Annotated in this window: 21 protein-coding genes and 1 pseudogene; 17 read left to right on the forward strand and 5 right to left on the reverse strand. The window is 49.6% G+C overall.

Translation table 11 applies throughout. The features are described from left to right. Positions 1 to 142 precede the first annotated feature (142 nt). The 3 genes from ACZ439_RS25595 to ACZ439_RS25605 all read left to right on the forward strand — a co-directional run bounded on the left by ACZ439_RS25595 (position 143) and on the right by ACZ439_RS25605 (position 4,446). On the forward strand, positions 143 to 886 hold the full coding sequence (locus tag ACZ439_RS25595; RefSeq protein WP_164751685.1) for a GntR family transcriptional regulator: 744 nt from the start codon (positions 143 to 145) through the stop codon (positions 884 to 886). Positions 887 to 1,482: 596 nt separating this feature from the next. Beyond that, positions 1,483 to 2,787: a group II intron reverse transcriptase/maturase gene (ltrA, locus tag ACZ439_RS25600; RefSeq protein WP_054796684.1), complete on the forward strand. Its 1,305-nt coding sequence runs from the start codon at positions 1,483 to 1,485 to the stop codon at positions 2,785 to 2,787. Between the two features lie 831 nt (positions 2,788 to 3,618). Further along, a complete protein-coding gene (locus ACZ439_RS25605) occupies positions 3,619 to 4,446 on the forward strand; it encodes an S-layer homology domain-containing protein (RefSeq protein ID WP_464620355.1) in 828 nt (275 codons plus the stop codon). A gap of 193 nt (positions 4,447 to 4,639) precedes the next feature. Here the strand turns inward: ACZ439_RS25605 and ACZ439_RS25610 are convergent, their stop codons facing one another. Both ACZ439_RS25610 and ACZ439_RS25615 read right to left on the reverse strand, forming a co-directional pair. Beyond that, a complete protein-coding gene (locus ACZ439_RS25610) occupies positions 4,640 to 4,828 on the reverse strand; it encodes a hypothetical protein (protein ID WP_054796679.1) in 189 nt (62 codons plus the stop codon). Then, a complete protein-coding gene (locus ACZ439_RS25615) occupies positions 4,825 to 5,979 on the reverse strand; it encodes a DUF4062 domain-containing protein (protein WP_464620356.1) in 1,155 nt (384 codons plus the stop codon). Before ACZ439_RS25615 ends, ACZ439_RS25610 begins: the two co-directional genes overlap by 4 nt. A gap of 549 nt (positions 5,980 to 6,528) precedes the next feature. Between ACZ439_RS25615 and ssuD the strand changes: the two genes are divergently transcribed. From ssuD to ACZ439_RS25640, 5 genes and pseudogenes are all read left to right on the forward strand, one after another. Next, the gene (ssuD, locus tag ACZ439_RS25620) at positions 6,529 to 7,695 is read left to right on the forward strand and encodes an FMNH2-dependent alkanesulfonate monooxygenase (protein WP_054799485.1); all 1,167 of its coding nucleotides are present in this window, start codon (positions 6,529 to 6,531) and stop codon (positions 7,693 to 7,695) included. Between the two features lie 130 nt (positions 7,696 to 7,825). Then, positions 7,826 to 8,971, forward strand: a complete 1,146-nt coding sequence (locus tag ACZ439_RS25625; RefSeq protein WP_464620357.1) for a 4-hydroxyphenylacetate 3-hydroxylase C-terminal domain-containing protein — start codon at positions 7,826 to 7,828, stop codon at positions 8,969 to 8,971. A 79-nt stretch (positions 8,972 to 9,050) separates the two neighbouring features. Next, positions 9,051 to 10,463, forward strand: coding sequence for a 4-hydroxyphenylacetate 3-hydroxylase family protein (locus ACZ439_RS25630; RefSeq protein WP_054796675.1), 1,413 nt, complete (start codon positions 9,051 to 9,053; stop codon positions 10,461 to 10,463). Positions 10,464 to 10,925: 462 nt separating this feature from the next. After that, positions 10,926 to 11,177 (forward strand): YolD-like family protein, encoded by a 252-nt coding sequence (locus tag ACZ439_RS25635; protein ID WP_054796674.1) that lies wholly within the window; start codon positions 10,926 to 10,928, stop codon positions 11,175 to 11,177. Between the two features lie 142 nt (positions 11,178 to 11,319). Further along, a pseudogene (locus tag ACZ439_RS25640) lies at positions 11,320 to 11,412 on the forward strand (tyrosine-type recombinase/integrase); the annotation flags it as partial. Positions 11,413 to 11,866: 454 nt separating this feature from the next. On the opposite strand, the gene ACZ439_RS25645 reads toward ACZ439_RS25640, so the two are convergent. Continuing rightward, positions 11,867 to 12,745, reverse strand: coding sequence for a LysR substrate-binding domain-containing protein (locus tag ACZ439_RS25645; protein ID WP_054796672.1), 879 nt, complete (start codon positions 12,743 to 12,745; stop codon positions 11,867 to 11,869). Positions 12,746 to 12,955: 210 nt separating this feature from the next. Between ACZ439_RS25645 and mmgD the strand changes: the two genes are divergently transcribed. The 3 genes from mmgD to prpB are packed head-to-tail and all read left to right on the forward strand — an operon-like array spanning position 12,956 to position 16,481. Beyond that, entirely contained in the window at positions 12,956 to 14,065 is a 1,110-nt protein-coding gene (gene mmgD, locus ACZ439_RS25650) for a citrate synthase (protein WP_464620358.1), read from the forward strand. A 23-nt stretch (positions 14,066 to 14,088) separates the two neighbouring features. Then, positions 14,089 to 15,540: a bifunctional 2-methylcitrate dehydratase/aconitate hydratase gene (locus ACZ439_RS25655; protein ID WP_464620359.1), complete on the forward strand. Its 1,452-nt coding sequence runs from the start codon at positions 14,089 to 14,091 to the stop codon at positions 15,538 to 15,540. A 35-nt stretch (positions 15,541 to 15,575) separates the two neighbouring features. Beyond that, complete coding sequence (prpB, locus tag ACZ439_RS25660; protein ID WP_155614110.1) at positions 15,576 to 16,481, forward strand: methylisocitrate lyase; 906 nt, start codon at positions 15,576 to 15,578, stop codon at positions 16,479 to 16,481. Positions 16,482 to 16,669: 188 nt separating this feature from the next. Here the strand turns inward: prpB and ACZ439_RS25665 are convergent, their stop codons facing one another. Beyond that, positions 16,670 to 17,596, reverse strand: coding sequence for a tyrosine-type recombinase/integrase (locus ACZ439_RS25665; protein WP_181410192.1), 927 nt, complete (start codon positions 17,594 to 17,596; stop codon positions 16,670 to 16,672). Between the two features lie 553 nt (positions 17,597 to 18,149). Between ACZ439_RS25665 and ACZ439_RS25670 the strand changes: the two genes are divergently transcribed. The 4 genes from ACZ439_RS25670 (at position 18,150) to ACZ439_RS25685 (ending at position 23,417) form a co-directional block, all read left to right on the forward strand. Next, positions 18,150 to 19,598 carry an aldehyde dehydrogenase family protein gene (locus tag ACZ439_RS25670; RefSeq protein WP_464620360.1) on the forward strand — a complete coding sequence of 483 codons (1,449 nt, stop codon included), beginning with the start codon at positions 18,150 to 18,152 and terminating at the stop codon, positions 19,596 to 19,598. A 49-nt stretch (positions 19,599 to 19,647) separates the two neighbouring features. Then, a complete protein-coding gene (locus tag ACZ439_RS25675) occupies positions 19,648 to 21,120 on the forward strand; it encodes a carotenoid oxygenase family protein (RefSeq protein ID WP_054796667.1) in 1,473 nt (490 codons plus the stop codon). Between the two features lie 45 nt (positions 21,121 to 21,165). Next, entirely contained in the window at positions 21,166 to 21,858 is a 693-nt protein-coding gene (locus tag ACZ439_RS25680) for a nuclear transport factor 2 family protein (protein WP_054796666.1), read from the forward strand. A gap of 71 nt (positions 21,859 to 21,929) precedes the next feature. Beyond that, positions 21,930 to 23,417: an aldehyde dehydrogenase family protein gene (locus ACZ439_RS25685; RefSeq protein WP_054796665.1), complete on the forward strand. Its 1,488-nt coding sequence runs from the start codon at positions 21,930 to 21,932 to the stop codon at positions 23,415 to 23,417. A gap of 149 nt (positions 23,418 to 23,566) precedes the next feature. On the opposite strand, the gene ACZ439_RS25690 is transcribed toward ACZ439_RS25685, so the two are convergent. Further along, positions 23,567 to 24,355 carry an IclR family transcriptional regulator gene (locus tag ACZ439_RS25690; RefSeq protein ID WP_127604147.1) on the reverse strand — a complete coding sequence of 263 codons (789 nt, stop codon included), beginning with the start codon at positions 24,353 to 24,355 and terminating at the stop codon, positions 23,567 to 23,569. A gap of 141 nt (positions 24,356 to 24,496) precedes the next feature. Between ACZ439_RS25690 and ACZ439_RS25695 the strand changes: the two genes are divergently transcribed. After that, positions 24,497 to 25,336 (forward strand): fumarylacetoacetate hydrolase family protein, encoded by an 840-nt coding sequence (locus ACZ439_RS25695; protein ID WP_141335865.1) that lies wholly within the window; start codon positions 24,497 to 24,499, stop codon positions 25,334 to 25,336. Between the two features lie 13 nt (positions 25,337 to 25,349). After that, positions 25,350 to 26,450 (forward strand): cupin domain-containing protein, encoded by a 1,101-nt coding sequence (locus tag ACZ439_RS25700; protein WP_127604143.1) that lies wholly within the window; start codon positions 25,350 to 25,352, stop codon positions 26,448 to 26,450. Positions 26,451 to 26,491 lie beyond the last annotated feature (41 nt).

Raw genomic sequence — 26,491 nt, forward strand, 5'->3', positions numbered from 1 at the left:
AATAATAGATTAAAATATTCACTTTTTTACAATGAATTAAGATTGGGATCAATCAGAGTTAACAAAGCGCCTGTATGATTGGATGGTCTAGACATCCCAAAAAACTTAATGTGACATGACTTTTTTGATACGATTTAAGAAAATGAAGGAGAAAGAAACGTATGATGGCTTTATGAAGCATAATTACCTTAGAATTAAAGAAGAACTGGAACGGCAAATGCGTACGGGGGAGCTCGCAGTAGGAACCAAGCTGCCGTCAGAGCCCGACATGGCCAGCGAATTCAAGGTCAGCCGCGAAACGATTCGAGCCGCTGTCAAGCAGTTGGAACGTGAAGGCAAGCTGCGGGTGCGCAGAGGAATCGGCCGATTCGTTGTCCGCCCATTGGCTGTAATTCCCAGCAGTATAGACCATCTGAGCTCCACTTCCGAAATGATTAATTCCTCCTCATTAAAGGAAGGGGAGCGCCACGAATCGATACGGATTGAGCCGTGTCAGGAGGAATGGGCACACTTTCTTGAAATTAGCCCGCAGGATCCCGTAACGATCATTGAGCGTATCCGAATGGCGGATGGGGAACCCGTATCTTTCAATATCAACATTATGCCTTATGCGCTAGTTGGAGAAGTGTTTCAAACGAAACCTCTGCAAGGTTCTCTGATGCAGATGCTTGAGACCGAATGCGGTATTCGGATAGTAAGCGCCAACACGGAGCTGATTGTGCCTCCTCCCTCGGACAGGAATTGCGACAAGCTCAAGGAAAAGCCTGAAGCAACCGTCATTTTGCTGAAACAGACGCATTATGATGAGGATCAGGTACCCATTTTATTTTCATATGATTATTTCCGCAATGACGTATTCAAATTCTGGGTGCGTCGTGTAAGGTAGGGTAACCGGATATCAAACAAAGCATAACCGCTCTTCTTTGGATAACAAAGAGGGGGGGTTTTTTCTGGTTTACGCGCGCCTAGCCAAGCTAGGCACAACTAGCCGGTGGAAGTCCGGTCGAGGTAAGAGCCAAGTCGCCTCGTAGCTGACGGGCAACTGGTGGAGAGATCCTAAGGTTGAAGCCCCGTGACAAAGTAACTCTGCGGAGTGCGAGCAAATCGACAGGCCGTAACATGAAGTGAATCCTGCCGCATCGTCAAAAAAGACCCGAGAGGGACAAGAGAGAGCCGAGCCTCGGATAACTGGGCGAAGGCCATGGGACGCGTGAAGCCCTTGGAAGCGCAGCGCGGAAGAACTCTCCGGTGTATGGGGAACGGCATGCCGAGAAAGTTGTGTCTGGAACTAGGGAGACCCTCCCTCGCACGATATTTTTTTTTTTTTTTCGTAAGGAGCAGACCTATAAGCCCAAAAGGTGAAGTGGCGAGCTGCGGGAAGGGAGTCGGAGGGGGCTATAGTACCTGTGAAGTGAGGACAACAAAACCTCATGGAGGGAAGGGCCCCTGCTTTGTTCAAGTACTTGGAGGAGGTAAGAGTCAGTGAATGCGGCTAAACCTGCTAACGACGCCAAAGTAAAAGCTCAACAACTCCAACAAGCACTAAGCCTTGCAGCCAAGGGAAATCCGAGGCGGCGGTTTCATGCGTTATACGACAAGGTTCACCGCAGCGATATTCTGTGGGAAGCGTGGAAAAGGGTCAAAGGAAACGGCGGAAGCGGTGGGGTAGACGGAATGACCATCGATCACATCGTCAAAGTCATCGGCGAAGGACGATTTGTAGATGCAATCCAGACGACGCTGAAGAACGGGGAATACCGACCATTGCCCGCAAGGCGCAAGGAGATACCGAAAGCGGACGGGAAGATGCGGCCGCTGGGCATTCCGGCGATTCGGGACAGAGTCGTGCAAATGGCGACGAAAATAGTGGTGGAACCGATCTTCGAAGCCGACTTCAAAGACTGCTCATACGGATTCAGGCCGAAGCGCAGCCAGCATGGGGCGATCCGGCATATCCGCCGAGCGGTGAAGAAGGGCGTCTACTGGGTGGTCGACATCGACATTCGGGGCTACTTTGACAACATTGCCCATGACAAGCTGATGCAACTGGTGGAACAGCGGATCAGCGACCGAAGGGTATTGAAGCTGATCCGGCAGTGGCTGAAAGCAGGATTCGTGAAAGATGATCAGTTTCACGAAACCGACTTAGGGAGTCCTCAGGGCGGCGTCATCTCCCCATTACTTTCGAATCTGTATCTGAACTACCTGGATACAATCTGGGAGAAGAAGTTCGCAGAGACGGGAACCATGGTGCGATACGCCGATGATCTTGTGATCTTGTGCAAAACCAAAGAACAAGCGCTAAGAGCGATCGACGTACTCAAGGCGGTATTCGGAAGGCTGGAAGTCGAAATGAACAGGGAAAAGTCCAAGCTCATCAACCTGTGGGACGATAAACAAGGATTTGACTTTCTGGGGATGCATCACCGGAAAATACCAAAGAAACTGAAGGGGAACAAAACAATCTCAATCCTTCGCAGTTACCCGTCCCAGAAGGCCATGAAGAGCATGAGACAGAAGGTGAAGGAAGCGACAGAGCCGAGAAACCGCCTGTACTGGACGATGAACCAGATGGTGGCGGAACTGAACCCCAAGATACAGGGGTGGAAGAACTACTATGGACTCGATGTCTTTGCCGACCCATTCCTGAACAAGATCGACTGGTACATCCGAAAACGCCTCACGCTGTTCTGGAACAAGAAGCGAAATCGTCGTAATAAACACAGCAGGTCCAAGCAAGCCGCCATGGCGGCACAGCTTGCAGGACTAAAGAAACTCGCCAGCTAGAGAAAGTACCGTAACGCTGAAGGAAGAAGAACATCGGAAAGCCGGATGAGGGAAAACCTCACGTCCGGTTTGATGCAGGGGGAGCTGGAAAAGTAAAAGGAGGGCTTGCGCCCTCCGATGAAATTTCAGTTCTCTACTCTACATTTCATATACAATAAACGTTATATTAGGAATTTTATGAAAATTGGGGGTTACTACGTTGATGTCAATCGCAAAATCAAGCAAACTTGTCAGCTTGATGCTCTCCTTCCTGGTTCTATCCGTCCTATTCCTACAACCCGCTGATGCGCAAGCGGCAGGGTCTGCGGACCGATTTGCCGTTTCAACCCAGAGCTTCAATGATCTTGGACCTATTCAGGATTATCAACCCTTGTCGGATGGCGGATATATAGCGTGCGGATACACAGGAGACTCCGCCTTTGTGGTGAAATATCGTGCAGACGGTACGGAGCAGTGGCGTAAAGTGTTGAGCGATCCGAGTATGGGCACCAGCCAATTTCCTCTAACGCGGATATAGCTACAGTTCAGGCGAATGGGCTCGTTACGGGCGTTTCTCCCGGCAGCGCATCGATAACTGCGCAGTACAAAGGCATCCAGACTGTAATTTCGGTGGAGGTGTGGAGGGAGGCTTCGTCCGGCAGTTCGGACAGTTCGTCAGAGCCTTCAACGAACTCTGCGCAGACGACCACCACCACATGCAGCGGAGGGCATTCTTGTACGGCAAGCTTAGGCGATGAGGTTAAAGTTGATTTGCCGGCGGATCTGACTGAAGGAAATTTCACGCTTACCATTCATAAAATGACGTCGACTTCAGGAATAGTGCCTGATTCCATGACGCTCCTCAGTCCCGTTTTTGAACTGTTGAAAAGTTTCGACGGCAGCTTCAAGAAGCCTGTTACGCTTCGCTTTAAAATTCAGGCTAAGCTATTGGGAGCCGACCGGCGGGCGGGCATGTTCTACTATGACGAAACGAACGGCAAATGGATTGAAGTCGAAGGTCATGCGGAGAATGATGAATTCGTCGCGACGGTCCATCATTTTACGAAATTTGCCGTTTTCAGTGTGGCAAAGGAGGCTCCTCCTCAAGTGAAGCCGGAGAAGCCGCTTCCGCCAGTCGTACATTTCAACGATTTGAAGGGACACTGGGCGGAGGTCATGATTCAAGAGACCGCTGCGAAGGGAATCGTCTCAGGCTATGATGACGGCAGCTTTAAACCGGATCAGTTCATCACACGCGCAGAATTTACCGTTATGCTGATGCGGGCGCTTGCACCCGAAGCTGCGGACCCTAATAGCGGAGTTTCTTTTACCGATTCTGACAAGATCGGAATATGGGCGCAGCGTTACGTCTCGGATGCTGCCCGGCTGCATGTGGTGAGCGGTTACGCGGACGGCACTTTCCGTCCGGATGAAGATGTGACTCGCGCCGAAATGACAGCGATGATTATTCGCGCTTCGAAGATCTCGACGGATGAGGGCGGACCCTTGTCATTCTCCGACGCGAACGAGATTCCGGATTGGGCCAAGGGCGCAGCCGCAGCCGCACTGCGTTGGGGAATCGCTCAAGGGCGCACCGGCAATGAATTCGCGCCTGACGGAAAGGCAACTCGCGCGGAAGCCACAGTAATGCTGATGCGGATGCTGCAGTTGAACAAATAGCAGTTCAAGAGCTTTAGATAAGCAATTCATTCATTTCTGTTTGCATAATTATGGAGAATCGGCAGCTAACATGAAACTAGCCGGATCAACCTGGAAGGGCAGGCTGATCCGGCTAGTTTGTCTACGACTGACCCATTCAAAGGATCAGAAGAAACAAAAAAACCACCTTCTCACGGAAGGTGGGTTACAAACGTTATCGCCTGGTGGCTCGAGAAAAGCGATCTTTAATGTGCTTGTTGTTACGCTTCATCGCGGCGCGCTGCTCACGGAGAATTTGAGAGGAGCTTTTTCTGGAAGGAGCGAACAACAGAGCTTCTTTTGGCTGCGTTCCTATGGCTTCCGACACGCTTCCGTTCTTGGAAACGAATACCCCGGTACTCATGGTTGCATCCCTCCTAAGAATAATTTGATGAATTCGATCAACAAAGGATTTTTACTAATTATAGCATGATTGGCGCATCCTTTAAAGAGGATGAATTTTTTATTGTCCCAATCAGGGTCAGACGGGAAGTGCAGGGTTAATACATAATGGCCTGATCGAACGCTATAATAAAACATTTGCTTTGATTCTTTAAAATAGACCTGTTCTGCGTGTTCACCCATGTTATACGTAAGCACGACGTAAGAAGCTTGATTGGATAATTTATAATGCGCTTCGCCAAAGGCGTCGCCCACCTTAGCCACAATGTCCATCTGGTCACCGTTGAGGACATACAGGGTGGCAGCGGAACAATCGCCGTATTCCCCGACCTTCTCTGACATATATTGCCCGTATGATTGCTCGATTATTCCACCTGAAAGACGGGACATAATGCTCTTCAGAAATGCCTCGGGGTTATGGAAGCATGAAATCTGAAGATGCGGCACCAGGTTAGTCACGACTTCGTAGGCTTCATCGAATTGCTCAAGCCTATCACTGTTTTGCTCAATCGAATCCTCCAGAGGCAGCAGGATGGAGCCCCTGCGAAGCAAATCGCTAAAATAAGTCTTCCAATCGATTTGAACCCCCAGCGAGAGATCGTCAATATACACTTTTCTTAGTGATATATCGTAAAGCAGGTACCAGACATACGGCTCAATATTTTTCGGTACCCGATCATTTTGCTGTAAAGCGTCCATAATATCCTTTGGTGAAGGAAACTGCTCGGTTTCTGCGATGAAGCGCTCAACGAACTCCTCAACGAGCTGTTTCACCGTTCCGAAGAATGCGTTCTTCACCTCGACGTCACCAAATACCAAGATCGTCTTGCCTTGCTCATGAGCCTTGATGAATTCAATGTGCGTCACTGTCCGGGCGGCGTGCGCGTAGTATGTGCCTGCCTTACTGCCTATAAAGAGGAGGTAGATGTCCGATTCCTCAACGGCTTCCAAACACTTCACTACCGGATCTACGTTAGCCGGCCAAGGACCTAAATTTTCTTCCCACATTATAGGTTCATGCCCAAGTCCGGTGAGCTCACGAAAAACGGCACGTCTTAGAGGCTTAAGACCGTCTTCGTTAACGGAGCTGATGAAGATTTTTGTTTTAGCCACCCGATCCAACACTCCTATAATCTCTAGATTCTATCTCCCATTATACTCCAGTTCGGGAAGTTTTAATAGAAAAAGTACATCTCCGGTCTGAAGAATACGAATCACATCTGGGAAAACCTGCATCCTGTTTTGGGAATGCGGTTGTTAGGAGGGATCATCATAGTTAACATAAATAATATTATGTCAACTAATTACAGTATGGCACATTATGACTTACATGCATATTCGACTTTTGATTTACTTTCGGGAGTTTTGTCTTCATCATGCATAAAAGAATCATTGTGCCGATTTGCAGGAATAGGTAAATACCGCCGAAGAAGGGATTGACACATCTCGAAAAGCCATGCTACGATACAAAAATATAATCAACTAAATAAATAGGAATTGTAAGTATTCATGCTGACCGATCAATCGGAGGTGTAATCCAATATCAAGGATTCACCTCTGTTTTTTTTGCCCGGGATATGCAAATGAGAGGGGGGGACAGGTAAATTAAGGACGCGATAATGAAGCCATAGACAAAACTTAGGATAAAAGGATGGGATCAACATGGAAATATTCTGGTTCATTCCTACACACGGAGACGGTCGGTATTTGGGGACATCTAAAGGCGCACGATCCGTAGACAAACATTATATGAGGCAAATCGCACAAGCTGCTGATAAGCTTGGATATGGCGGCGTGTTGCTGCCGACAGGAAAGTCGTGCGAGGATGCGTGGATCACTGCGGCTTCGTTGATTCCTGTTACGGAGCGTTTGAAGTTTCTGGTAGCGTTACGCCCGGGCCTCATGTCACCGACCCTTGCCGCCCGGATGTCCTCCACATTCGATCGATTATCAGACGGGCGGTTGCTGATCAATATCGTGACCGGCGGAGATCCGGTCGAGCTGGCAGGTGAAGGATTGTTCCTCGACCATGATACCCGCTATGACTTGACGGACGAGTTTCTTTCCATCTGGAGAAACATATTGCGAGGAGAGGAAGTCAGCTTCGAGGGAGACCATCTGAAGGTCGAAGGAGCCGATGTCATTTACCCGACGATCCAGCAGCCATATCCGCCGCTATATTTCGGAGGCTCTTCGCCGGCCGGTCAACAGGTGGCTGCGAAGCATGTCGATGTGTACCTGACGTGGGGCGAGCCTCCGGCTCAAGTCGAGGCGAAAATCAAGCATATGCGCGAATTGGCTTCGCAGCAGGGACGGACGGTAAGGTTCGGCATCCGGCTGCACGTCATCGTGCGCGAGACGAACGAAGAGGCATGGGCTGCCGCAAATGAGCTGATCCGTTATGTCGATGACGATACGATCGCTGCCGCTCAGAAAATATTCGCCAGGTACGACTCCGAAGGGCAGAAGCGAATGTCGGCGCTGCATAACGGGAATCGCTCCTCCCTGGAAATCAGTCCGAATTTGTGGGCCGGGATCGGTTTGGTTCGAGGCGGGGCCGGCACGGCTCTTGTAGGAGATCCTCAGACGGTTGCCGCGAGAATGATTGAATATGCCGACCTCGGCATCGAGACGTTCATCTGCTCAGGCTATCCGCACCTGGAAGAGGCCTACCGAACTGCAGAACTATTGTTCCCGTTGCTTCCTCTGACGAATATACAGCAGCGCTCGGAGCAGCAAGGATATATGAGTCCGTTCGGAGAGATCATCGCAAACACCGAACCCCCGAAATCAGCGGGGAATAAGCGCGTACAAGAGGTGCAGTCATAGGGAGTAACCATACGCCACCGGCCATATAAAGCTTAGTTCGCCGGGATTCCGGCGTTGATTCATTATTGCTTGGCAAATTTACCCGGGATGCCTGGCCGGTCGCGAGTTGTTTTCTTACGGGAGGGACACGATGAACACAAACCATGTTCAAACGAAAAAACATGAGCCAAAAAAATCCAGTTGGAAGCAGGCCTATTTGCTGCCCAAGACTTTGCAGGAGCTGCAATTAAAGCGGCCTGGGAACTACAGCCTGGAAGAAAGACATGCCAACTTTTCATCGGGGCTGCCGGATTATGCCCAAGCGCTGGTTTCGGGATGGTTCGCTCACCGGAATGTCGAACCGATTGCCGCTTTCGCTTGTTCCAAGCGAATTGAAAACCTGTACAACTTATGCAGCCGAAACGACAGCCTGATCACGACTACGTTTCACAGTATTCATCCTGTTGAAGAAGGAAACGATGTGAAACCCGCGGTACAAATAACGACCGATGGCATTTGGCTTAGCGGGAAGCAGACGTTTGCATCCGATGCTCTGTACGCGGATGAACTGCTTGTATTCGTTCAAGAAAAGGATGAGACAAAACCTTCAACCGTTGTACTGATTCCTACAAACAGTCCAGACCTGCGCCTGCCTCTCGAAGCGGCTGCCTACGCCAACGTGACTGTTTCGTACGATCGTTTGTTTGTCCCTTGGGAGCGGGTGATTTCCCTGCAAAACCAATCGGAAGTAGACCTGCTGTTAGGACATCCGGAATTGAAGTCTCTTGCGGACTATCAGTGGGTATCCCGCCAAGCGGATTTGATCGAACTCGTTACTGCGACTGCGGTTGCATTGGCGGAGAAAACCGGACGGCATAAGGAGTTGCATATTCAAGGACTGCTTGGCGAACTGCTGCAGAATCTGGATACGATAAAGGCGTTCATTCATGCAGCAGAAATAAACGCATACTTCAGTCAAGAAGGCATATGCCTGCCGTCTGCAGTTCCACTTGGAGCAGCAAAAAAAGCGGGCGGGACGTTCTATAAAGCTGCCGCTGAGGCACTGCTGCGCATCGGTAATGGGGATATCGGCTTCGAAGCGCACAGTGCAGACGAGCCTTTACGCCATTTGGTTAGGACCTTTGCAGGCAGTGAGGAAGCCGTAAACCGAAGACAGCACGAGGAATTCGCATTCGACGACCCGATCCGTTTGTCTACGGAGCTATATCGTGTATATCCGCAAGAAAAGCTTGTGAATCGCTATGAAGCGTTTTGGAGAGAACGAAGCGAAAGGTAATGCGAACGGGGCCAAAAAATCCGCAAGAAGTGTGTACATGCAATTTACGGTCAGAAACGAAGCAGAGAGGAGCCGGTTTATGAGTACGGGTCAAACATATCTTAATCGGTTAAAGGACGGAAGGAACGTTTGGTTTCATGGTTCGATCGTACAGGACATTGCCGCTCATCCCGCCTTCGCGGGTACGGTCTCATCTGTTGCCCGCGTATTGGATTTACAAGATCGACCGGAAACGAAGGAACGACTGACCTTTGTGACGGATAATGGCTTTAGAGCGAATCGGGCGTTTCAGGTTCCATCCGAAAGAGAACATATTTTTCAACGAAGTGACTCCTTTCGACTATGGTCCGATGCAACGTTTGGAGTGATGAGCCGCGTTGCCGGCTTTTATCGCGCCCAGTTAACCGGATGGTTCATCAGGCGGGAGTTAATACGCTCCAAACAAACGTATTTTCCCGACAAAATACAAAATTATTATACGTATTTACGCGACAATGATTTGCTCTTGACCGCTGCGGGTCACGATCCGCAAATCGATCGAACGAAGCTTGCTTCCGAGTTAGGGGATCTATATACGGCGGTTCGTATCTTAAAAGAAACGGAAGACGGGATTATCGTTCGGGGCGCCAAGATGATTGCCACCGGAGGGCCTTATATGGATGAGATTATGGTTTCACCGCATAGCCCGAAGTTACAGGAAGAGCAGCGGTACGCCGTCATGTTCGCTATTCCGGTTAACCACCCTGGAGTCCATCTGATCTGCCGGGATTCGTTCGCCTCCGAACGGGAGGAAGACTATCCGTTAAGCGCTCACTATGACGAGATGGATGCGATCTTAGTGTTTGATGATGCTCTAATTCCATGGGAACGAGTATTTATCAAGGATGACCCCGACGCCATCTGGAGTATTCGATCGGATCAATACGTATCCGCCATAAGTCTTCATGAATCCATAGTAAGGCTCGTCAGCAAGTTAGAGTTTGTGACAGCCGTGGGCAATGAACTGGCTTCATCCATCGGCATTAAGAAATTCACGCACGTTCAGGAGAAGCTAGCGGAGTTATTTTTCCAATTGGAATCGATTAAAGCACTGCTTATATCCGCAGAGCATAACGCTGAGCTTCACACCGATGGGGGATGGTCGCCCGAACTGCGACAACTCAATACGGCGAAGAACCTCGGAAACCGTTACTATCCGAGGGCCATAGAAATTTTACAGCAACTTTCCGGCGCGGGAATGCTTCAAGTCCCTTCGTCCATAGCGGAGCTTCACGGCCCATTGGGCGCTAAGCTGCAAACGTATTATCGAGGCGCCGACCGGAATGCGCAAGAGCGGGTAAAGCTGCTTAAGTTGGCATGGGATCTGGTGGGAAGCCAACTGGGCGGTCGTCATGAGCTGTATGAACGGTTCTATGCAGGAGACCCGGTTCGCACCTACGCGGCGCAATATTTGGAATACGACAAGAAAGCATTGTCGGATCGGGTTGGATGAGAAAGCTTAACGTTTACCGCATGTGAGTTTGGTTCGTCTTGCTTGGAATCGTCGTTTTATTCGGTACGTCCCTCGTTTGCTGTCATAGCCGGATTTTTCGTGCTGCTTCGTCGAACATGGGCAGACGGCGTATGGCTTCTAACGATGATAGGCGCAAAGGGACTCAACGGCCATGCCATGGGATTCCGAATTCCTGCGATTACAATTGAAAAGTTTAGTTTACAGCACCTATGTCTGTATCGCTGCGCTCGCGACACATGATTATAGGTGCTTAATCGTTTTTGCGACTGATTTTCGCCATAATCCGATAATCGTACGTCTGTCATCAGCTGACCGACGTGAAGAAGCGTTGCATGATGAGTGAATTAAAGATTTAAGATCATATGTGGTATTATTTAAGTTGAGAATTTCGCTCAATCAGCAATTGAGTGGTATACCGGATATATAATCAGGGGGAACATCATGGCCAAAGGAAAAGCAGCAAAGCGACCCACTCGAGATGAATTTGTACTAGAGGAGATTGGAAATCAACTGGCAGAAGCGAAACAGGAAAACTCCGAAGTTTTACTGACGGTATGGGGGTGGGAAGAACCGGTCCGCGGTCAGATTGTGCTAATGGATTCACGAACGGGGAAAGTACATATCCAACGGAATGAAGAGACTGCAAAGGTCCCTTTCATGGACATCATGAAAGTGGATTACCCAAGAGATTAGATTACAACAGGCATCATTAATACGCTAAGCGCCTATGTTTGTGTCGCCGTACAGCAGCAGTAGCAGTGCCGGCTTACCTTAGCCGGCATTACAAATCGCCCAAAAGCAGCACCAATCCCGCCCGGCATTAAAGGATAAAAAGCTCAGCAGCCATAAATTAAGACACACCTTTGCGACTACTCACTTCCGCCGCGGAAACGATTTATGGACGTTGCAGGAGCTTCTTGGGCATGCTTGAAGCGTTAGCGTAATGTTGATGCGACATACGGTGAAGCCGGATTGCTTGAGGAGCGGCGGTGCCGCCGCCAGAACGGGTTTCAAGCATGCGTTCTGTCATTGTCGGAGGTTAAGGAGGGGGACAAGCCGCTCTACAAGGCGACGACTGAAGACTTGGCGCTGCTTGAGCTCGGATCGTTTCAAGAAAGTCTGGGGGAGCTAAGTATCCGCCAGGGCCTTTTAAGCTTATTTGCACGATCCGTATGATTGAGATGTCGTTCGTAAGTTGACTGATCGGGTACAGAATTGGGGGCAAATCCTTCATTTTTTATGTTCGGATCTTTGATTTAAGGATTTACAACAAAATTATTTACATATTATAAATAAAAATCAATATATTTACATCATCTTGGGGAATACTGCGGTGCTCTTCGTGCGTGGCCCCAGTATTATGTCCCGGATGCTGTTGCTGACTAATCTAAAATCGTATTGTCCTTGCTTAGTTTAATAAACTCCTGCAACACTTTTGATTTCTCCTCACTACGCCACACAAAGTACGTCTCCAAGGTAGAAGTGACATCTGTCAGCTCCCGATACACAATACCCTTGTTCTGCTGATGACGGAACGAAGCTGGAACTATGGAAACACCCATTCCTTGCGAGACGAACGCCATGATCGTTAAAATTTCGGGGAGCTCTAATGCGATGTTCGGCGAAAATCCTGCTTGATAGCATAAATGAATGACAGTGTCGTGATAGGTGGAGCCTCTCGTAGTTAAAATAAATCGTTCATTCTCGAGGTCTATCATACGCAGCGCTTCTCTCTGTGCCATCGGATGCCCTTCAGGGAAAATCGCGACAAACTTCTCGCTGCAAATCACTTCTGAGACGATGTTAGGACTATGAATGTGCGTTCGAACAATCCCGAGATGTATGCTTCCCTCATGAAGAGCATGCAACTGATTGGCGGTTTTCATCTGATGAAGCGTAATGTTGATTTTAGGGGAATGAAGCAGGAAGCGATGCAACAGCGGCGCTACCGAATAAGTGGACGAACCGACAAAGCCGATGGAGAGCCTTCCCAGCAAGCCTTGATTCGCCTTCTGAGCGACTAAACAAGCTTGTTCGACTTGAGCAATCGCAATTCGTGCCTCTTCAAGAAAAACCTTACCCGCCTCGGTCAATTTCACATGCTGTTTATTTCGATATAACAAGGGGAAGCCCAGCTCCTCTTCCAGTTGACGGATTTGCTGGCTTAATGGCGGCTGGGACATGTTCAAACGCGTCGCGGCTTTCCCGAAATGGAGTTCTTCAGCAACGGTAATGAAATATCGTAGATGTCTTAATTCCATAGTTTACCCCTTCTCTATCCGGATTCTATACTCTTACTATCGCTTAGGCGGAACAACCAAGTCAACAAAAATCCTTAATTATGGTCAAGGGGATGTAGTATGCAAAACATATTAAGTAGGATGAAGACGATATTGGATTTGTTCAACCCGGCATGTCTATGATTAAGAGGCAGGGAGTTATCTAATTTATGGTAAGGGAGTCAGGTGAATATGAATGAATTATTCCAACCCGGTCTTGAAAACGTTATCGCTAGCGAGACCCAAATTTCATATCTGGATGTGGCCAACGAAGAAATCGTGCTGCGTGGTTATGACCTGATTGAATTGGCCCAAAAAGTGACTTACCTGGACATCGTCTCTTTGCTGTTGAACGGCATCTTGCCTAACGAAGAACAATACAAGGGGCTTGAACAAGCTTTGAGGAATGAAGCCGGGTTATCGAAAGAAATGTTTGAACTGCTCAGGCTTCTTCCCAAAAACACACATTTGATGGACGTACTCAGGACGGGGATTTCAGCACTGGCCGGGGACGAAAAGGAAATCGACGACCGATCCAGGGAGGCTAATTACCGCAAGTCCATTCGTTTATTAGCCAAAGTTCCACAAATCGTTGCGGACAGCTACCGGGCTATTCACAATCTGGAGCCGGCCCAGCCTAATAAAAATCTTTCATACAGTGCGAACTTTCTGCATATGATCACGGGACGTGTTCCGACCGAGATGGAATCGAAGGTTTTCGACCAGTCCCTGATCGTCTACAGTGAACATGAAATGCCAAACTCCACATTTACGGCTCGGGTCATTGCTTCTACGCAAGCGGATATCATCGGAGCTTTGACAGGTGCCGTCGCTTCGCTCAAAGGAACGCTTCATGGTGGAGCAAACGAAGCGGTTATGCAAATGCTTTTAGTAGCCGGAGCCGTTGAAGAAATGGAGCCCTTGATTCTCGGCAAGCTGTCTCGCAAAGAGCGTATTATGGGCTTCGGACACCGGGTTTACATGAACAAACCGGATCCGCGCGCCCTTCTTATGAAAGCTGCTCTTCAACCGCTAGCGATTGCAAAAGGCCAGGAGCATTTGTATCACATGTGCGTAATCGGTGAAGAGGTTATGAAACGGGAAAAAGGACTGTATCCCAACTTGGATTACTATGCGGCTCCGGTGTATTACTTGCTTGGAATCCCAATCGATCTATTCACTCCTGTCTTCTTAGCGGCACGAACGATCGGAGTATGTGCACATGTCATCGAGCAGCATGAGAACAACCGTCTTTTCCGTCCAAGAGTTCTTTACAGTGGCCCGCGCAATCTTCATCCATAATACAACAAGGAGAGATAGATGTTATGAGCTCAATTGCTTATGATAAAGGAAATATTTTGGAGCAGGCAGACAAGTTGCTGGTAGATATAGCCCAATATACAATTTCATATGAAATAAAAAGCAAAGAGGCCTATCAAATCGCTCGTCATGTCGTTATGGACTCTCTCGGAACAGCCATGCTGGCGCTGCGCTTCCCGGAATGCACCAAGCACCTGGGGCCTATCGTTCCCGGGATTCGCGTGACGAACGGCACACGTGTACCGGGAACCCAATTTGAGCTCGATCCGGTACATGGGGCATTCAACATCGGCACCTTGATTCGTTGGCTCGATTTCAACGACACATGGCTTGCGGCGGAGTGGGGGCATCCCTCCGACAATTTGGGCGGCATTCTGGCCGTAGCCGACTATGTTAGCCGTAATCGGATCGCTGAAGGGAAGGAACCGCTGAAGATGCGCGATGTGCTTACCGCAGCGATTAAGGCTCACGAAATTCAAGGCGTTCTGGCTTTAGAGAACAGCTTAAACCGTGTCGGATTGGACCATGTGTTGTTCGTTAAAGTTGCTTCGACAGCTGTCGTTACCGCTTTGCTTGGCGGTGGCCGGGAAGAGGTGATCAACGCCCTCTCCAATGCATGGTTGGATGGCGGAAGTTTACGTACGTATAGACATGCGCCAAATACAGGCTCCCGGAAGTCTTGGGCAGCCGGCGATGCGACAAGCCGTGCCGTACGCCTTGGCCTAATGGCAATGAAAGGCGAAATGGGCTATGCCACCGGCCTTTCCGCCAAGCTTTGGGGATTCCAGGATGTACTGTTCAAAGGCAAGGAGCTGAAGCTTGCCCGTTCGCTGGACAGCTACGTGATGGAGAACGTGCTGTTCAAGATTTCCTTCCCGGCCGAATTTCATGCGCAAACGGCAGTGGAGTGCGCATTCGAGCTGCATGAACTTGTGAAAGACCGTATCGATGACATTAGCCATATTACGCTGACGACGCACGAGTCCGCCATACGGATTATTGACAAGAAGGGGCCGCTCTACAATCCAGCCGACCGCGACCACTGTCTCCAATACATGGTAGCCATCGGCCTGTTGTTCGGTAACTTGACGGCCGAGCATTACGAGGACGAGATTGCGAAAGATCCGAGAATCGACGACCTTCGTGAAAAAATGGTTGTCGTAGAAGATGAGAGATATAGCAAGGACTATCTTGATCCGCAGAAGCGCTCGATCGCGAACGCGGTACAAGTTCATTTCAAGAACGGTACGGAAACAGCAAAAGCCGAATGTGAATATCCGATCGGTCACCGCAGACGCCGTGAGGAGGGAATCCCGAAAATCGTGGAGAAATTCCAATCCAGCTTGCTGACGCGCTTCCCGAAAAAGAGAGTTGAGCAAATTATCGAACTTTCCTTGGATCAGCAGCGCTTTGAAGAAATGGCCGTTCAAGATTATATGAACTTGTTCGTCATTTGACCTTCAGCCTGAGGGCACAAGAAAGGGGAATTACTATGGCTTGGTTGATTGAGGATGAGCCTGGGCAGAAGCAATTAGCCGAACAATTTATGCGAATGATCCGCAGCGGTTCCATTGTAAAAATTCCTGGAACTCATGATGCTATGGCTGCCAGAATCGCGAAGCAGTTCGATTTCAAAGCCATTTATTTGTCAGGGGCCGCTTATACGGCTAGTCGAGGTTTACCGGATCTCGGACTGATCTATTCCAATGAAGTGGCGGACCGTGCTCGGGAGCTGATCAGGGCTTCGGGACTTCCCCTGCTTGTCGATATCGACACAGGCTTCGGAGGTGTGCTGAACGTTGCCCGAACGGCGAAAGAAATGCTGGAGGCCAAGGTGGCTGCCGTTCAGATCGAAGATCAGGAAATGCCGAAGAAATGCGGGCACCTGAACGGAAAGAAGCTCGTCTCTGCGGAGGAGATGATGCAGAAAATCAAGACGATAAAGGAAATCGCGCCCTCCCTCGTTGTCATTGCCCGTACGGACGCTAAGAGCGTAGAGGGGATGGAGGCTGCGATCGAAAGAGCCAAGCACTATATAGCTGCGGGGGCAGATGCAATTTTTCCGGAAGCGCTGGAAAACGAAGAAGATTTCAAACGGTTCCGAGCAGCTATCGATGTACCCCTGCTGGCCAATATGACTGAATTCGGGAAAACCCCTTATTATACCGCCGAGCAATTCGAAATCTGGGGCATTAACATGGTCATATATCCGGTGACCTCGCTTCGGGTTGCCGCTAAAGCATACGAGCGGGTGTTTGCGGAAATTAGCCAAACCGGGACGCAGGTGCAATCTTTGGCGCATATGCAGACACGAAAGGAACTTTACGAAACGATCCGGTATTACGATTATGAAAATTTGGACGGGAAAATTGCCAAAACTGTTCTTCAAAACGAATAATCTTGCTTTGGTAATTCCCAATATCGTTGAGTTTGACTTCTGTATGCATTCATCACTGGATAACCCGCAGCCCTGGCCACGGCTGCGGGTTATTTCTCTGCCCGACAAAGAACATGATGTTTGTTCGGGGACGTTTCCAGCATAAGGGGAGAAGGGGGGAGTACGGCGTGACACAATCATGTCAGCTTTCATTTTAACGCTGGTAATTTACCCTTGATATTTCCCTGCGCCGCCCGCAGTTGTTTATTGTCGACATGAGTATAGATCTGTGTGTTCTCTATACTGGAATGGCCGAGCAATTCCTGGACAGAACGTATATCAGTCCCGCTCCGGATGTGCAGTGTTGCAAAGCTATGGCGCAGCTTATGACTGGATAGTTTCTTCTCGTTCTCCGGCTTGGATTCTTGAAAGGCGGCAAATGCCTGCTCGGTTACATGCTGAACCGTCCGTCGCGCGATTCTCCTGCCAAATTGAGAAGTAAAGAGAGGAATATCTTTTCCGCTCCGGTGAGGAATGCGAATCGGCATGTACCGGTCCAATGAATCGATGATTTCCGGGAGCAGAGGAACCACTCGCCATTTATCTCCTTTTCCTTTCACTCTGAGGTACTCCTCGTCTCTATGATAGTCCTTCAAATTCAGACGGTGTATTTCAATGACGCGCAGCCCTGCGTACGCCATTAACATGCAGATGGCCACGTTTCGAATCACATATCTTCCGTCTACCTCTTGGAAGAAATGGACAAGCTCCTGCTCATCCAGATAGGTCGGAATCCGATTTTTTTCAACCTTCGTCTTCTCCACCTCCAGGGCGGGGTTTCCCTTGATGATTTCCATAAGATTAAGGAATTTAAAAAAGGTACGAATGGAGGAAAGCTGCCGATTTCTCGCCGATCCGCCCGTTCCGCCCTTACGAATGCTGGTTAGGTAACGCATGACGTCGAGCTTGGTTATGTCTTCGACGGGCTTGGGGTAAACACTCCCGAGGAACCTTCTGATGTCCAGCATATACTCACGCTGCGTGAGGATCGAATAGTCCTTATCTTTCATGATGATTGAGAATGCATCGAGCTCGGTTTCGTATTGCTCCATGATGTCGTATTTCTTACTCTGCAAAGTCATCTGCCACCTGTCTGCGCCTGCTTGTCCATGGTATAGGGTAGCGGGAGTTGCGCCTTTTCTTTGATATAACAGAAGTTGCACGAAATCCGTATTTTGTGCAATTTTTTGCGCTTGTCTAATGCACGCGTGAAGCAGGCTATAGCATCTTATGTAGAGGAATAACCGATCCAATTCGCTCTGCCGTTAGGGGGATTCACCGAGGTTGTATTCACGCTGCGACCAAGGACGAATCAACGGGGCATAGACGTCGCTTTACAGGAAACGTGTCCATTTTAAAGGATGGAACAACAACAACTTCTGAAATCAAATGTGATTGACACATACTTCCAAACATGTTACTTTAGTTTTGGGGAGTAAAATGAGTCAATCAGCTCATTATTTTAAAGCGATCGAAAGTTGCAGCAACTACTTTTACTTTACCCGGATTTCAATGTATGGCTAAAGCTGCACGTCGAGGTGACAAGGGCGGGATCAGGATGAACATTTTCCTGAAAGCGCCTACATGCGTCGGCTATTTCAAGGGTGGGGAAAGGGGAAGTGTTTATTGATGAGTGTCATGAAAATCGATTTGCACATTAATCATGAAGATGTACCAACCGAGCGTTATTCCGAGGTTCGGGATCCGGGCCGACTTACAGATGTCGTGGGACAAGTAGCGATCGGAACCGTGCAGCACGTAGAGCAAGCCGTGAACGCCGCACATCAAGCCTTCTTGTCATGGCGCAAGTCTGCGCTTGAGGAACGCCTGGATGTTTTGTCTCGAATCGCGAAGCTTCTGGAGGATGAAAGCCAATCTCTGGCCGAGACGTTATCGAGAGAGAACGGGGTTCTGTTGTCTACATCCTTAGGTGAAATGAATATGGCTATCCATGCGGTTCATGCCACGATCAAAAACGCGGAATCTTTCTTCAATCCCAAACAGGCGGAGGACGAAACCAGCTGGGTGAGCGTGGAGAAAAGGCCAATCGGTGTCATAGCGGGAATCGTGCCTTGGAATGCGCCGATGGTGTTAACGATCCAAAAAATCGCACCGGCAATCGTAACCGGCAACACACTCGTCATGAAGCCTTCGCCGAATGCTCCGATGGGCGTAAGTATAATTATGAAAAAAATCGCAGCCCTGCTCCCTGCCGGCGTCCTCAATGTTATTCACGGAGACGGGGACGTCGGCTCTGCCTTAACGAAGCATCCGCTTGTACGTAAAATATCATTTACAGGCGGCGGCAAGATCGCAAAGTTCATCATGAAGGATGCAGCGGAATCTCTTAAAGGCGTGCACTTCGAACTGGGCGGAAACGATCCGGCAATCGTACTCGATGATGCGGACCTGGACAACATCATTCCCAAAATTATGGTCAGCGCATTCCGCCGTTCGGGCCAAGTATGTTTCGCCACTAAAAGAATCTATATTCCGGAGAAGATGTATGATTCTTTCTATACCAAAATGTGTGATCTGGTCGATCAGTATAAGATCGGGCATGGCTTGGATCCGAGCGCCACTTTCGCACCGTTGAACAACAAAGTTCAATACGACTTCGTCAAAGCGCTTGTTGAAAGAATCAAACAAAGCAGCGCCAAGATTGTGGAGTTGGGTGAGAAGCTGGAGCCTGATAACTGGGACAACGGCTATTACTTGCATCCGGCAATCGTCCGTGATGTGGAGCCATCGCAAGAAATTGTCACATGCGAGCAATTCGGTCCGATCATGCCGTTAATCTCCTATCGTTCGGAAGAAGAAGTAATCCGTTGGGCCAATATGACCGAGTACGGTCTGGGTTCCTCCGTATGGACTGCCGATTTTGAACGCGGCCTGAAAATTGCGAGAGAGATTGAAGCCGGTATGACGTTCATTAACGGGAGCGGCCAATCCCATCTCGGCTATGAGCAAATGCCGTTTGGCGGTGTTAAACAAAGCGGAATCGGCAGAGAAAATTCTGAGCTCGGCCTTCATGAATTCATCGAGTATCATGCGATTAATTATCATAAAACCAGCTGATTTCCATATTTGTACCCGCTTTAATAAGAAATGAAAGAAGGTAATGGAAATGAATAAATTTCCTGACTTGCCCATTTACACAGGCTTCAATACGCCAAGCCGGATGGAAGTTGATATTTACGACGTGGAAGTGGATGGCGACATTCCGGCCGACATCAACGGGGCTTTCTACCGGGTCGGGCCCGACCCGCAATACCCGCCTTTACTCGGCCATGACATTTACTTCAACGGAGACGGCATGGTAAGCATGTTCCGGTTTCAGAACGGCCGTGTCGACTACAAGTCCCGGTATGTTCGCACCGATAAGTTCGAACTGGAACGCAAGGCGCAGCGCGCTTTGTTCGGCGCCTACCGGAACCCGTTTTTCGACGATCCGAGCGTACAGGGGCAGATTAGAGGAACAGCTAATACGAACATTGTTTTTCATGCCGGGAAACTGCTTGCGCTTAAGGAAGACAGTCCGCCGATCGTTATGGATCCGTTCACGCTCGAATCGCAGGGCTATTACGATTACGAAGGTAAAATGACGAGCGAGACATTCACGGCGCATCCGAAGCTGGATCCCCAGACGGGGGAAATGATAGCGTTCGGTTATGCCTCCAAGGGCATCGACACGGATGATATCACGTACTATGTGATCAGCCCTAAGGGGGAAATTGTTCACGAGGTCTGGTTTAAAATGCCATATGCCTCCATGCAGCATGATTTCGGTGTGACCCGTGATTATGTCATTTTCCCGGTTGTGCCGATCGTAAGCAGTCTGGAACGGGCAAGAGAAGGAAAACCGACTTTCGGTTGGGACGGCACGAAGGACATCTATCTTGGAGTCATCCCGCGCAGAGGCGAAGCCCGCGACATTCGTTGGTTTAAAGGACCGAATCAATTCGCATCCCACGTCATGAACGCCTTCAACGTAGGCTCCAAGATACATATCGACATGCCGGTTGCCGAAGGCAACATGTTCCCGTTCTTCCCGGATATCCACGGCGCGGCATTCGACCGGGAGAAGGCGGATTCCCGCGTCACCCGCTGGACAATCGATTTCGAATCCGGCAACAATACGTTCGAACATAAGCAGCTGGGTAATATGATCGGGGATTTCCCGCGCATCGATGACCGCTATGCGATGGAGTCTTACCGCCACGGCTTCATGTGTGTGACGGATTTATCGAAACCTTATGATTCCAAGCGCGGTGGCAGCATTTCGGGGATGTTCATCAATTGTTTGGGTCATATCGACTTTTCCACCGGCAAGGAGAAAACCTTCTTTGCGGGGCCGACTTCCACGATCCAGGAATCTACCTTTATTCCGAAATCGGATCATGCTCCCGAAGGTGAAGGGTACCTTATCGCGTTAGTTAATCGGCATGAAGAGATGCGTTCGGATTTGGTTATTCTTGACGCCCAGCATATCGATGACGGCCCGATCGCCACGGTGCGTTTGCCGCTGCGGCTCCGTCAAGGCCTGCATGGGAACTGGGTGCCGGATTCCCGGCTCAATACGGCGAAAGCAGCTGTCTGATTCATAGATTCACCAATATTGAATATACATGGAGGAGTTACTACTATGGGAGAACTTGCATTAAACTCGAATGAGCACATTGCCACTTTGGAGAAAAAGATCGAGCAATTAACGAATCAAGTTGGTTTACTGGAAGATACGCAGGCGATCAGGCATTTGCATCATAAATACGGCTATTATATCGATAAGTGTCTGTACAACGAAGTGGTGGATCTCTTTGCAGAAGACGGAGAGGTTCACTTCATGGGCGGCATTTTCAAAGGTAAAGAGGGAGCGCGCCGGCTCTATGTCGAACGGTTCCAGAAAAATTTCACTAACGGCAATAACGGACCTGTATACGGTTTTCTTCTCGATCATCCCATGATGCAGGACATCGTGGAAGTCTCCCCGGATCGGCAAACGGCCAAAGGAAGATTCCGCTGCCTGATGCAAGCGGGACGTCACGAGCTTGCAGAGGGTGAAACCAGACAATGGTGGGAAGGAGGAATCTACGAGAATGAATATGTAAAGGAACAGGGCGTATGGAAAATCAAAGTATTGAACTACCGCGGATTGTGGCACGCCGATTTCGATAAAGGCTGGGCGCATACTCCACCGGGATTATACCCGATGTTCTCGACGACTTTCCCGGAAAACCCGGTTGGTCCGGATGAATTGATCGTGCCGACTCCTGTTCTCTGGCCGGATACGGATGTGATGGCATTCCATTATCCGCACCCTGTGACCGGTCAGCGCTGAAGCGAATAAGGCCTGTCAGACGCGGAAACACATTTATTATCATAAAACCAACGTGCAAAGGGGTAATATCGATGGCGATTCCAGAGGAAAAGATTCCTGTAACGCGATATGAGGATCTTAACAAAAGCTATATCAACGGAGAATGGCGGGAAGGTTTAAGCGAGAGGACTTACGATATTACGAATCCTTACGACAATTCGGTTGTGACGACCGTGCGGCTCGCGACAGCTAAACAACTGCAGGAAACGTTTGAGATTGCAAGAAAGGCGCAGCGGGAATGGTCCCAATCATCCGTTGAGGAACGCAAGGCGGTCATTCATAAAGCTGCGGAATATTTGCACGCCAACCATGATGCGATTGTCAACGTCATTGTCCGTGAAACGGGCGGAACAATCTTAAAAGCCAACGTAGAAGTGCATCTTGCGCTGGAAGTGTTGGAGGAGGCCGTCAATTACGCCGATGCCATTGATAAAGTGCAGGATATTCCGTCGGCTGTTCCGGGCAAGGTGAACCGGGTTCGCCGCCTTCCGCTGGGCGTGGTCGCATCGATCTCCCCATTCAATTTCCCGATGAATTTGTCCATGAGAACGATCGCGCCTGCTATCGCCCTGGGGAACAGCGTAGTGCATAAGCCTGATATTCAAGTCGGCTTAACGGGCGGTTCGATTATTGCCAAGGCGTTCGAATATGCGGGTCTGCCGAGAGGCGTCTTCAACGTGATTCTGACGGATATTACGGAGATCGGCGACGAGATGCTGACGAACCCGCACGCCGGTTTGATCAGCTTCACCGGCTCTACGGCGGTCGGCAAACATATCGGCGAAATTGCCGGTAAAAACTTAAAGCGCGTCATTCTCGAGCTGGGCGGAAACAGCCCGTTTGTCGTACTGTCGGATGCCGATGTCGATCGTGCGGTTGATGCCGCAGTGTTCGGAAAGTTCATTCATCAAGGACAAATATGTATGATTATTAATCGTTTCATCGTGCATAAAGACAAGCATGATGAGTTTGTGCAAAAGTTTGTCGAGCGGGCGAAGGCTCTTCCCTGCGGCGATCCAAGAGATCCGAAGACCGTAATCGGACCGCTTGTTAATGAACGCCAGCTGCAGAAAGCGGTCAACGTCATCGAATCGGCCAAGCAGGAAGGCGTGACTATTGCGCTTGAAGGCAAGAGGGAAGGCAATGTGCTGACGCCTTATGTGTTTACGGGTGTGGATAACACGAGCCGGCTGGCACAAACCGAGCTGTTTGCGCCGATCGCGACGATTGTCAAGGCCGATACGGATGAAGAAGCGGTTCGAATGGCAAGCGAAACCGAGTACGGGTTAAGTTCTTCGATCTTCACTTCTGATTTGGCCAAAGGCGAAGAGTTTGCGATGCAAATCGAGAGCGGCATGACGCATATCAACGACCAGACGGTTAACGATAGCCCGACGATTCCTTTCGGCGGCAACAAGTCGAGCGGAAGCGGCAGATTCGGGAATCCGTGGATCATCGACGAATTTACGATTACCAAATGGGTTTCGATTCAACAACAATATCGCAAATTCCCGTTCTAATCAGAGACTCGGCACCTGCGTTTGTTCAAGCTAAAGAAGCCCTGCACCTATGCAGGGCTTCTTGCGGTACGCCCGGGAGGGGCGTCATCTCCAGCTTGCACTATTTATCAGACACAATGGTGTTGAATATAGAGGGAATGGGTTTGCTGCTAATCCGTGATCTCGTCAAGACGGTAACCCATTCTGGAAGAAATGTTGTTGGAAGCTTCAATGACGAGTTGCTTGATATTTGCCAATTGCTCTATAAGGTGAACTTCAGGTCCAACGACGCCAATTGCGGCGATGGGATAACCATGTATATCAAATATGGGTGCGGCTATGCCCGTCACTCCCAGATTGGTTTCATGGGAGCTGGCAAATACCCGGTCCCGCCTGATTTGCTGCAATCGCTCACGTAAGAGAACGGGATCTGTAACCGTGTGCTTGGTGTATGCTTTAGCAGGCAGGGACAAAATATGGTCAATTCGAGACTCGGGGAAAAAAGCCAGCACCGCCTGGCCCAGAACGCCGTACAAATACGGCCGACGCAGCCCGACGAGCGTACCTACACTTAAGCCTTCATAATTTTCATTTTCTCGTTTATAAACGTAAAAAATTTCTTCCTTCTCCGGTAAAGCCATCAGGATGGTTTGCTTCGTTCGAAGGTGAAGCTCATCCAAGAACGGCTCCGCCTCTTGCCGTACGTCAAGGGTGGATGATTTAAGCATCGAAAATTCCAAAAGCCGCAAACCAGGTTGATAGGTTAACGAAGTGGCGTCAAATTGGACTAACCCTCTGCGTGCAAGGGTATATAAAATGCGATATACCGTATTTTTGGGCAGATGGGCAATTGCCGAAATTTCTTCGATCGTAAGCGAAGTGTTTCCGGCACTGAACGCCTGTAGCACATCGATCGCCCGGTCAATGGTTTGGATGGAGTTCATATTAATGTCCCTCATGTTAAAAACCCCCGATGATCATGGATAATATTGCATGATTTAGCCTGTGGGATTATTGACACCTACAGGCAACCATGTTAACTTATATCATATAGAAATAAAATGAGTAATACAACTCAAAAAATGAGGGGATGTTATGAAGTGAAAATTGTTCTATTCAATGACTATATACCTGGAGTAGTAAAGGATGATCGCGTACTGGATGTTAGCGGTATCGTTCCCTGGGATGCGGCTAAACCGCAGGAATCCCTTGTAAATTTGATTGTGCGATTTGAATATTTCAAATCCGCCATTGATCGGGGGCTGGCATACGCCGATTCGTACGCATTGCACCAAGTGAAATTACGCCCTCCCGTTCCGAATCCAACGAAAATCGTGGCGGCGCCGGTGAATTATTATCTTCACCAGGATGAAATGAACGAGCAATTCAATAACGCGGAGTACACGATTGAAAAACTAGGCTTCTTTTTGAAAGCGCCTTCTTCAATCATCGGTCCCGAGGATACCGTCAAATTGCCGTTTAAAGACCGCAGGACGGACCACGAAGCGGAGCTGGCGTTCGTCGTCGGCAAGAGAGCGAAGGATGTGCCCGCATCGGAAGCCTATAAGTACATATTCGGCTATTTCGCCCTGATGGACATCACGGTCAGAGGCAAGGAAGACCGCCCATGGCGCAAATCCTTTGATACATTTACGCCGATCGGGCCCTGGATTGTAACGTCGGATGAAATCGGGAATCCTAATGAGCTCGGATTTCGCTTATGGGTGGATGAGGAGCTCCGGCAGTCGGCGAATACCAAGGACTTGATATACGATTGCTACAAGTTTTTTGAAGCGGCATCGGCAGCGATGACACTGGAGCCGGGGGACATTCTTACAACGGGAACGCCCGAAGGGGTCGGTCCTATCGAGAAAGGCAACAAGGTCCGGATTCAAATCGACCGGATCGGCGAATTTTCGGTTTCTGTCGATTACAAGTAACGGAGGTGACGGGATGAAAGAATCAGATGAGCTTAAAGCATTTGATGCGAAATTGCAGAGCGAAAACCTGGGGCCGCTGTGGTCGTCGATCCATGCCTTAAATACGATTGAGCCGAAAGCGAAGCCGATTCCTTATTTGTGGAAGAAAGCGCATATCGAAAGGCATCTGGAAGAAGCGGCGAGATTGATGGAGGTCGGAGGCGCGGTGGAACGCAGGGCGGTTTTCCTGATCAATCCAGGTATGAAGGATTTGCAGCCTTTGGGCTGGGGAGGAGCTACCCAAACGCTGTATGCGGCGGTTCAGGCCGTGAAGCCCGGGGAGATTGCGCCAGCACATCGGCACACGACGACGGCCTTGCGGTTTATTATGAAAGGACGCGGGGCCGAAGGAAGAGTGGATGGGGAGAAAATCCCGTTTGAACCAGGCGACTATCTGATCACGCCGACATGGGCCTGGCACGATCATGCGAACCAAGGCGATGAAACGGTGCTCTGGATGGATTGCCTGGATACGCCCTTCACCATGTACATGAATGTGTGCTTCACGGAATTTCATCCCGACAAGCAGCAGCCGTTGCAAGTCCCGGACGATTATAGCGCGCAGCGCTATGAGGGGGGCATGGTCCGCCCGGTGTCCGACCGTACTCCGCAAATCGCGCCGTTAGGCCGTTACAAGTGGGAGCAAACCAGTCGGGGATTGGAAGGATTAAGCCGGTTCGATCCGGACCCGATCGAAGGCTATGCGGTGGAATATATCAACCCGTCGACGGGCAAAGACGCCAACGACCGCATCGGCGCCCGCATGCAGAAGCTTCCTCTGAAGTTTCGCGGGAAAGCCCACCGTCATGTACACAGCTGCGTGTACCATGCGTTCAAAGGAAAAGGCTACACCGTGATGAACGGTGTGAGGTTCGACTGGTCGGAAGGAGACTTCTTCGTTATCCCTTCCTGGACATGGCACGAGCATGTGAATACTTCGGATGAAGAAGAAGCGCTCCTGTTCTCCACCAACGATCTGCCGATTATGGAAGCATTTCAGTTCGAAAGAGCCGAAGAACTCCAGGAGCATGACGGGCACCAACAAATACAAGAGGTTTTTGAACCAATTCTTTAATAGATGAAATGGAATGATAAAGAACTAGAAGGGAGCGATTC

This window comes from Paenibacillus sp. JCM 9796 (genome assembly GCF_055379675.1).